This is a genomic window from Amycolatopsis sp. NPDC004772, from assembly GCF_053601215.1.
On sequence record NZ_JBSGBK010000006.1, the window covers coordinates 187,408 to 196,789 of the forward strand.

At 72.2% G+C, this 9,382-nt stretch carries 6 protein-coding genes; 4 read left to right on the plus strand and 2 right to left on the minus strand.

Annotated elements, in window-relative coordinates:
* Positions 1-48: 48 nt before the first annotated feature.
* The gene (locus tag ACWEF6_RS06495; protein WP_310969290.1) at positions 49-1,572 is read left to right on the plus strand and encodes a hypothetical protein; all 1,524 of its coding nucleotides are present in this window, start codon (positions 49-51) and stop codon (positions 1,570-1,572) included.
* A complete protein-coding gene (locus ACWEF6_RS06500) occupies positions 1,572-2,477 on the plus strand; it encodes a PIG-L family deacetylase (protein ID WP_449681958.1) in 906 nt (301 codons plus the stop codon). The genes ACWEF6_RS06495 and ACWEF6_RS06500 overlap by 1 nt, the downstream gene beginning before the upstream one ends.
* 19 nt (positions 2,478-2,496) lie before the next feature.
* Here the strand turns inward: ACWEF6_RS06500 and ACWEF6_RS06505 are convergent, their stop codons facing one another.
* Entirely contained in the window at positions 2,497-5,520 is a 3,024-nt protein-coding gene (locus ACWEF6_RS06505; RefSeq protein WP_449681959.1) for a BTAD domain-containing putative transcriptional regulator, read from the minus strand.
* Positions 5,521-5,628: 108 nt separating this feature from the next.
* Entirely contained in the window at positions 5,629-6,726 is a 1,098-nt protein-coding gene (locus tag ACWEF6_RS06510) for a UDP-N-acetylglucosamine 2-epimerase (protein WP_449681960.1), read from the minus strand.
* An 84-nt stretch (positions 6,727-6,810) separates the two neighbouring features.
* Between ACWEF6_RS06510 and ACWEF6_RS06515 the strand changes: the two genes are divergently transcribed.
* Both ACWEF6_RS06515 and ACWEF6_RS06520 read left to right on the plus strand, forming a co-directional pair.
* Positions 6,811-7,830 carry a glycosyltransferase family 2 protein gene (locus ACWEF6_RS06515; RefSeq protein ID WP_449681961.1) on the plus strand — a complete coding sequence of 340 codons (1,020 nt, stop codon included), beginning with the start codon at positions 6,811-6,813 and terminating at the stop codon, positions 7,828-7,830.
* Positions 7,827-9,110, plus strand: a complete 1,284-nt coding sequence (locus ACWEF6_RS06520; RefSeq protein WP_449681962.1) for a lipopolysaccharide biosynthesis protein — start codon at positions 7,827-7,829, stop codon at positions 9,108-9,110. The genes ACWEF6_RS06515 and ACWEF6_RS06520 overlap by 4 nt, the downstream gene beginning before the upstream one ends.
* Positions 9,111-9,382: the final 272 nt, after the last annotated feature.

Below are 9,382 nucleotides of genomic sequence, written 5' to 3' on the forward strand. Positions count from 1 at the left end.
CCGCAAGCTGTCCTCGGCTCCACCGCGGAGCCCTTCGAGGGAGGGCAGATGAACATCAAGAGGACCGGAGCCCTGGTGGCGCTGCTGGTCGCGCTCACCAGCGCCGGGACCACCCCGGCCGGCGCGTCCGGTGCGGTCGTCACCGGCGGTGCCGACGCACCCCAGGGAGCGCCGGAGAAGTCCCTGCGGGCGGCTTCCAACGAGGCGATCACGCGGTCGGAGGTGCTGACCAGAGCCCAGTCCTGGCTGCGCGACCGGGTGCCCTACAACCAAGGCCGGAGCTGGACGAACGAGTACGGCACGTACCGCCAGGACTGCTCCGGCTACGTGTCGATGGCCTGGCACCTCGACAGCAGTTACGTCACCTGGACGCTGCCGCCGCTGATGGACGTCATCGGCTGGGGCGACCTCAAGCCCGGTGACGCGCTGTGGAAGGACACCAACCACGTCGACGGGCACATCGCCCTGTTCATCCGCTGGGCGGACGACGCGCACACGATGCCGGTCGTGTGGGAGGAGTACAGCGAGCCCTTCACCGCCGAGGAACGGACCTGGTCGTCGAGCTGGGCCCGGAACTTCACGCCCATGCGGTACCGCAACATCGTCGACGACGCCGGCCCCGCGCTCGGCGACGAGGGCATCGCGGCCTCCGCGTCCTACCGCTACGGCCACCAGGAGCACATGTTCTCCAAGGGAGCCGACGGGGCGTTGCTGCACTCGTACAACACCGGCGAGGCCATCGAGTCCGAATCCTTCCCCGCGGAGCTGGCCGGCGAGCCGGTGGCGTACGTGGCCGGGGACCAGCAGCACGTGTTCGGCAGGCTGGCCGACAACACGATCGGGCACTGGTACTGGTACCCGACCGACGACCAGCCGCACTTCGAGCAGTGGGGCGCCGACGACATCGCGGGCAACCCGACCGGGTACGCCTTCGGTGACCAGCAGCACGTCTACGCCCGGGGCACCGACGGCAAGCTGAAGCACCTCTACTGGACGCCGGACACCGGCGTGGTCGAGGAGACGCAGAGCCAGGACGTCGTGGGTGACCCGGTGGCCTACGTGTGGGGCGACCAGCAGCACGTCTTCGGCCGCACCCCGGCGGGCGAGCTCGGGCACTGGTACTGGACGCCGTCGGACAACGACCCCAACTACGTCTCGTGGGGCGGCCGGCTGGCCGGTGACCCGGCCGGGTACGCCTTCGGCGACCAGCAGCACGTCTTCGCGCGCGACACCGGCGGCAAGCTCGTGCACTTCTACTGGGCGGTCGGCGAGGACGTGACCGTGGAACCGCTCGGTGCCGACATCGCGGGCGACCCGATCGCCTACGTCTGGAACGACCAGCAGCACGTCTTCGCCCGCACACCGGGCAACGAGCTCGGCCACTGGTGGTGGACCCCGGCGGACAACGCGCCGCAGTACGTGAGCTGGGGCGGTGACCTGGCCACCGATCCGACCGGGTTCGCCACGGCGACGCAGCAGAACGTCTACGGCCGGGCCGCCGACGGCACCCTCGCACACTGGTACTGGAACACCGAGATGGCCGCGCCCGACCACGAAACCTGGGGGCAGTGATGATGGAGAAATTGCGCCGCGCGGTCGTTCTGCCTGCCGTCGCGCTCATCCTCGGCACGACGGTCCTGAGTGGACAGGCGGCCGCCGAACCCGGCACCACCACCCTGAGCTTCGTCGCGCACCAGGACGACGACCTGCTGTTCATGAACCCGGACATCGCCTCGGACATCCAGGCCGGCTACGCCGTGTGGGTCGCCTACCTGACCGCCGGTGAACTGCCCTGCCGGGGCGATGGCCCGTGCGGCATCGACTACGCCGAGCAGCGGGTCCAGGGGGAGCACGCCGCCTACGCGCGGGCGGCCGGGGTCGCGAACTCCTGGACCTACGAGGAGATGTGGTTCGACGGGCACCCCCTCGCCGTCGACCACCTCGACGGTACCGACGTGCACCTCGTGTTCACCTACATCCACGAAGCCGCCGGTCCCGAGGACGACTGCGGTGACCTCTACCGGATGCTGCACGACGACGCGTACGAGGCCGAACCGATCGACGGGCGCCCGGCGTACACGAAGGACTCCTTCGTCGGCATGCTCAACGCGGTGATCGGCCAGGTCCGGCCCGACTACATCCGGACGGAGAGCACCATCGGCCACCGCGAGGGCGACCACATCGACCACACGTCGGCGGCGATCCTCGCGGCGGACGCGGACGTCGACGGCGCCGGGAACATCTGGATCCGCCGCGACGAGTACACCGGGTACGCCATCGCGGGCCTGCCCGACAACGTCTTCGGGTACTGGCGGGACGAAAAGCAGGCGATCTGGAACGCGTACAAGCCGTTCGACTACAAGATCGAGCCATGGACGTGGGACGACGTGATGGGTAAGCAGTACCGCCCCGACGGCCGGATCTTCTGGCCCGGCACCGCCTGGGTGCCGCCGGGCGACTTCGAAGCCCGCTGCTGAGGACGTCGCCGGCCGAGGCTCACGAGCCGGGTAGGTCCTCGGCCGGCTGGCGGCGTGGTGCCGGGAGGCGCGGTTCCCGCGCTTCCCGGCTCCCGCACGTCACGAACAGCGCCTGCGCCTCCGCGTGCGTGCGGCCGGCTTCCTCGGGCAGGCCCAGGCAATCCAGGACGACCGCGAGGTCCCGCAGCGTGCGGGCCCGCCACAACGGGACAGCCAGCGCGTCGCACCAGGTCAGTGCGTGTTCCAGCCGCCGCCGCGCCGCGTCGGGCCGGTGGCGGGCGAGCTCCAGTTCGCCGAGCGTGCGCAGCATCAGCGCCTGGCCGAACCCGTCCTGCATGCCGTGGCACGTCTCCAGCGCCTCGGTCAGCACCGCGTGCACCTGGTCCCACGGCCGGTTCCCGCGTCTGATGTGGACCTTCGCCAGCGACTGCGCCGCATACGCGGACATCAGCCGGTCGCCCTTGTCCCGCAACATCTCCAGTGCCTCCGCGCACCGCCGTTCCGCAGCGGCCAGCCGCCCGGCCGCGCGGTGGGTGATCCCGATCGACCGCACCACCAGCGCGACCCCGTGCTCGTCCGGCAGCGAGCGGTAGCCCGCGAGCGCGGCGTCGTAATCGACGAGCGACTCGTCCAGCCTGCCGAGCTCGGTGAGCACCATGCCCCGCCAGTGCCGGGCCTGCGCCGAGGTCGTCACGTCGTCCGCCGCGGCGAGCGCGGGAAGGACGCCGTCGAGCAGGTCGAGGGCTTCGGCGAGCTTCCCCTGCTCCCGGTGGACCCCGGACAGCAGCACGCGCACGGTCGACTCGCCCACCGGGTCGGCGATTCCGGCGTAGGCGTCCAGCGCTTCCCGGTAGTAGTCGGCGGCTTCGTCGTAGCGGTCCTGTTCCGCGCGCAGCAGGCCGAGCCCGGACAGCAGGAGCCCCTGTCCGCAGAGGTCGTCCGCCCGCCGGGCGGCGGCCAGCGCCGCGGTGTGCGTGCGCCACCAGTGGTGGAAGTGGTTCTCCACGGCGAACGACGACGCGCACAGCGTGGTCGCCAGCCGGACCGCGGCGTCGGCGAGGCCGAGCTCGCCCGCCCGCTCGACCACGTGCACCAGCGCCGTCTGCTCGGTGTCGAACCAGGCCCGCGGGTCGCCCAGCGCGGCCGTGGGCACCCGGCCGGGCACCCGGCCGGCGGCGCGCTTGTGGAGCGCGCGCATGGGCGACCCGCCGGACGCCCACTCGACCAGCCGCTGCCACTCCGCGGTGGCCCGTTCCACCGCGGCCCGGAGGACGTCGTGGTCCTCCTCGGCTTCCGCGCGCTCCCACGCGAAGACCCGGGTGAGGTCGTGCAGCCGGTACCGGGTGGGTGCGGTGTCCTCCGTGCTCACGACGTCCAGCAGCTGGGCCCGCACCAGCGCCTCGACGACGTCCTCGGCGTCGTCCGGCGAGACCTCCAGCAGCGGGGACACCAGCCAGGCCGCGAAGTCGGGGACGCCGAGCCAGCCGAGCCGGCGCAGCGCGGTGCGCTGGGGCTCGTCGAGGCTGTGGTAGCTCAGCGCCAGGCTGCCGCGGACCTCGAGGTCGCCGATCGCCAGCTCGTTGAGCGACTTCCGCTGCTCCTGCAGCCGGGACACCAGGCGGGACGGCGGCCAGTCCGGGCGCGCGGCCAGCCGGGCACCGGCGATCCGCACGGCGAGGGGCAGGTTCCCGCACAGGTGCACCAGCAGCCGGGCCTGCTCGGGTTCGCGCGCCAGCCGTTCGAGGCCCACGATCCGGGCCAGCAGCGCGAGGCAGTCGTCGTCGCCGAGCACGCCGAGGCCGAGGTGCTCCGCGGCTTCGAGGGCGGCGGGCCGGACGCGGCTGGTGATGACGCACAGGCAGTCCGGCCCGCTCGGCAGCAGCGGCCGCACCTGGCGTTCGCCCGCCGCGTCGTCGAGCACGACCAGCAGCCGACGCCGGGCGGTCACCATCCGGTACAGCTCGACCCGCTCGTCCAGCTCCGCCGGGAGTTCGGCGTCCGGGACGCCGAGCGCGCGCAGGAACCGGCCGAGCACCGCGACCGGCTCGACCGGCGTCTCCCGCGCGCCACGCAGGTCGACGTACAGCTGGCCGTCCGGGAACCGGGGCCGCAGCCGGTGGGCCGCGTGCACGGCCAGTGAGCTCTTGCCCGACCCGGGTTTCCCCGAGACGGCGACGATCCGGGCCGCCGTCCCGGTGAGCTTCCCCGCCTCGGTGCCGCGGCCGGTGAAGTCGGTGATGTCGGGCGGGAGCAGGCACGGGCCGGCGACGGGTTCGGGCTCCGGTTCCGCCGCGGCGACGGCCGCCGGGTTCCCGTCCCCGCGCAGCATCCGCTCGTGCCGGGCCCGCAGCTCCGGGCCCGGTTCGACGCCGAGCTCCTCGACCAGCAGCCGGCGTCCGTCCCGGTAGACGCCGAGGGCGTCGGCCTGCCGGCCGGCCGACCACAGTGCGGTCATCAGCTGGCCGCGCAGCCGCTCGCGCAACGGGTGCTCGGCCACCAGGGTGCGCAGGTCGTCGACCAGGGCTGCCCCGCGGCCCAACGCGATCTCCGCCTCGAAGACGTCTTCGGTGACCGCGAGCCGGAGGTCCGTCAGCCGCGCCGACTCGGCGTCGGCGAAGGCCGTCTTCAGGCCGCTCAAGGCCGGTCCCTGCCAGTGGGCGAGCGCGGCCCGGCCCGTGCGTGCGGCGGTTTCGTGGTCACCGGCCGCCGCCGCGGCCGCGGACTGCTTCGCCAGCCGGGTGAACTCCTGGTAGTCGAGCGTGCAGCCGGTCAGGTCGATCCGGTAGCCCGGCGGCTCGGTGACGATCGAGCCGGCGCCGGGCCCACAGGCCCGCCGGAGCGCGGAGACGTAGGTGTGCAGCAGGGCCGGCGCGCTCTCCGGCGGGTGGTCGTCCCAGATGACGGCGATCAGCCGGGACACCGGGAGCACCCGGCCCTCGGCGAGCAGGAGCGCGGCCAGCAGCGCGCGCGGCTTCGGACCGCCCAGCGCGACGGCGTCCGCACCGCGCTGAGCCCCGACAGCACCAAGTACCCGAAACAGCACAAGCCCCCCATACCGCCGTGCCGACCTCGTCGAGAGGCTAACCAGCGGTCCGGTGGGCGCGCAAGAATCCGGCTGCTCGCAGCCGAGCAGCCGGGCCCGGGTGGTGCGTCAGCAGTAGCCGAGCTGCGCCAGCGTGTCGACGACGATCTCGGACGGGTGGTACTTGTCCATCCAGGACTCGCCACGCCGGTTCTGGTACGTGTCGAGGAAGTTCTGCAGCTTGTCGCCGCGCATCTCGGTCAGCACGACCGTCTCACCGAGGTGCTGCGGCGTCTCGGTGCGCTCGCGGTGCACCGCGCACGGCAGGCCGAGGTAGTAGCACTCCGCCGAAAGACCACCCGAATCGGTGACGACGTACTCGGCGCGCGCCACCAGCGGCAGGAACTTCAGGTACCGCATCTTCGGCTGGACGATGAACTGGTCGTCGAAGATGTTCCCGATGCCCAGCGCGCGGATCTTCTCGCGCTCCGGCGCGCCGGCCATGTACAGGATCGGCATCTTGCGGCTCTGCTCGCGCAGGATTTCGAGGGCCTCGCGGTACTTGTCCGGGCGCGAAACCAGCTCGAAGCGGTGCAGCGTGGCCAGGCCGAACTTCTCCGGCAGGTTCGGCACGTCCAGCGGGCCGTTGATGGCGAGGCGCATCGCGTCGATCGCGGTGTTCGCCTCGGTGTCGACGACCACCCCGCGGGCGTGGCGCAGGTTGTTGACCTCGCGGATGCTCGGCGCGAAGTGGATGTCGACGATCTTCGCCGCGATCTTGCGGTTCAGCTCCTCCGGCAGCGGCGAGAGGATGCTGCCCGACCGCGCACCCGCCTCGACGTGCCCGACGCGGGACTTGAGGATCCGCTTGCCGATCAGCGAGCCGTAGGGCGTGGTGAACGTGTCGCCGTGCACCAGCACCAGCGGGGGACGGCCGTCCTCGGTCAGCGCGGCGCGCAGCTCGTGGCGGCGGCTCCACGCCGTCCGCAGCACCTGCGCGGCCCAGCCGGGCACCTGCGCCGGCGACTCGAGGTTGTGGGCCTTGTCCTCCGGCACCAGCCAGACGTCCGGCGCCGGCATGTTCAGGTCCGCCAGAACGTCCGCGACCTCGTCGACGTGCTGGGCGGTGAACCAGATCTTCGGCCGCATCCCGCGCTCGCGGATCCCGTGGTAGACGGGCGCGATCTTGATCAGTTCCGCGGTGGTGCCGAGAATGAAGGAAATCACCAGAGGAGCCCATTTCAGGTCGGGTGCGGTGGCGTAAGGATACTGGCCGACCCGGCGCACGGGCCGCCGGGTAGCCTCGGCCCGGTGAGTGCGAACCCGCTCCTCCCCTCGCTCAGCGTCGTGATCCCGGTCTACAACGAGCAGGACTGGATCGAACGCAGTGTCGGCGCGCTGCTCGCTTCGGCATCGGCCGCGAGCTGGCCGATCGAGGTCGTCGTGGTCGACGACGGCAGCACCGACGCCACGCCCTCTCGGCTCGACGACCTGCGCGAACGCCACGGCATCACCGTCCTGAGCCAGGTCAACTCCGGCCGGTTCGAGGCGCGGCGGGCCGGCATCGCCAAGTCGTCCGGCGAGTGGGTCGCGCTGCTCGACAGCCGCGTCATCGTCGACGAGCACACCCTGACGTTCCTGCGCGACCAGCTCGTGGAGCACCCCGAGCGCGCGGTCTGGAACGGCCACATCAACGTCGCGTCCGAGCACAACCCGTACGCCGGCTTCATGGCCGGCCTGGTCAAGGTGCCCTGGCGCAAGTACTGCGCGAACCCGCGGCTGATGTCGTACGGCATCGAGGAGTTCGACGTCTACCCGAAGGGCACGACGTTCTTCTGCGCCCGCCGCGGCCTGCTCGAGGGCTCGGTGACGGCGTTCGCGTCGCTGTTCGACGACCTCCGCTTCGCCAGCGACGACACCCGCATGCTGCGCTGGATCGCCGAGCGCGAGCGGATCTGGCTGGCCCCGGAGCTGTCGGCGACCTACAACGGGCGTGACTCGTTCAAGAAGTTCACGCAGCAGGCGTACTTCCGCGGCACGACCTACGTGGACTCCTACATCGCTTCGCCGGGCCCGGCCCGCAACGCCCTGTTCGGCGCGCTCGCGGCCGGCGTCATCGGCGTGGTCTTCGCGGCGAAGAAGCCGAAGACGACGCTGGCCGCGGGGGTGCTCGGCGCGGTCGCGGCGGGCGAGGTCGTCAAGAAGTGCGGCGCGACCGGCCCCGAGGCCCGCGCGGTCACCAAGCTGCTGCCGGTGTTCGCCGGCGGGTTCGGCGCCGGTGTCCTGCGTGGACTGGCGATGGCCGTGCGCGCCCAGCTCCGCCGCCGATGAGCACCGAAGTGGACACGCCGGCCGCCGCGCGCAGCGGGCGCACGACCGCGGGCAGCCTCGGCGGTTCGCTGATCGTGTCCATCGGCCTCGGCTACCTGCTGACGGTCGCCTGCCAGCGGCTGCTGCCGCCGCAGGAGTACGCGGTCTTCGTGACGTTCTGGGGCCTGGTGATGGGCCTCGGCAGCACGCTTTCGCCGCTGGAGCAGGAGCTCTCGCGCCAGTCGGCGGTCGCCGCGCTGGCGGGGGGCAAGGCGGGGCGTCCGGCGCTGCGGGCGGTCGCGGTGGGCGTGGTCGTCGCGGCCGCGTTCTCGCTCGCGCTGCTGATCCCGCCGATCAACGACAAGCTGTTCCACGGCGAGTGGTCGCTGGCGGTGATCGTGCTGGCCGGCGGCGTCGCCTTCGCCTGCCAGTTCGGCACGCGCGGGTTGCTGATCGGGCAGCACAAGGTGAAGGCGTTCTCACTGCTGGTGGTCGCCGAACCGGCGGTGCGGGCGCTGATCCTGGGTGTTCTGTTCGTCTCGGTGGCGTACAACGTCGTCTCGCTGGCGATCGCGGTGGCGGCGGGCTCGTTCGCCTGGCTGCTGTTCGCGCGTCCCGCTCGTCAGCTGCTGGACTTCCAGGTCGAGGGCGACGGCTGGGGCGTGACCTCCCGCCGGATGGGCATGCTCCTGGTCGGCGCGGCCCTGACGGCGGCGGTGATCACGGGCTACCCGGCCCTGGTCGGCCTCCTGGCCCCGGGCGGCGACGGCGACCGGGTCGGTTCGCTGTTCGCGGCCCTGGTCATCGCGCGGTTGCCGCTGACGCTGATCGGGCCGGTCCAGTCCCTGGCGGTCCCGTTCGTGGTCCGGCTGTCGGTGACACCGGAGGGCCGCCACCGCTTGCGCCGTGTCCTGGCCCTCGGCGCGGCGGGCTCGCTTGTCTTGGCGGCACTGGGTGCCCTGGTGGGGCTGTGGCTGGGCCCCTGGGCGGTCCGGTTCGTGAGCGGCCCGAAGTACGACATCGACGGCTGGTCGGTGGCGGGGCTGGTGTGGTCATCGGTGCTCCTGGTACCGATGCAGCTGCTCACGGCGGTGCTGGTGGCGCGCACCCAGGCGAAGCTGGTGCTGGCGACCTGGGCGGCGGTGACCGGCACGGCGTCGCTGGCGCTGCTGTTCCTGCCGGGTGACACGGTGTTCCGCGCGGTGGTGGCCCTGGCGGTGGCCCCGACGCTGGGCCTGGCGGTGGTCCTGGCGTTCGTGCTGCGGCGGGCACCGGAGCCGGTCGAGTCCGACGCCGGCTGAGGTTCCCTTCCGCAGTTGTCGTGAGTGTTAAGGCGGGTTAGAACCCGCCTTACCACTCACGACCAGCCGCGGTAGAGCTCCAGCCGGGGCCACCTCGCTCACCTCGGCCGAGCTGGTCGGCCCGGGGGGCGGTGGCGCCGCGCTGGGGCTGGCGTTCGTGGTGCGGCGGACGCCGGAGCCGGTCGAGTCCGGCTCGGAAGCCGCCTGAGGGGTACCAACCCGAGCGTCGCGAATGACTCATTCGGGACCTCGGACGTCCCGAATGAGTCATT

Excerpts from the sequence above, each read along its gene's own strand:
- ACWEF6_RS06495 (WP_310969290.1), top strand. The coding sequence starts at position 49 with ATGAACATCAAGAGGACCGGAGCCCTGGTGGCGCTGCTGGTCGCGCTC.
- ACWEF6_RS06500 (WP_449681958.1), top strand. The coding sequence starts at position 1,572 with ATGATGGAGAAATTGCGCCGCGCGGTCGTTCTGCCTGCCGTCGCGCTC.
- ACWEF6_RS06520 (WP_449681962.1), top strand. The coding sequence starts at position 7,827 with ATGAGCACCGAAGTGGACACGCCGGCCGCCGCGCGCAGCGGGCGCACG.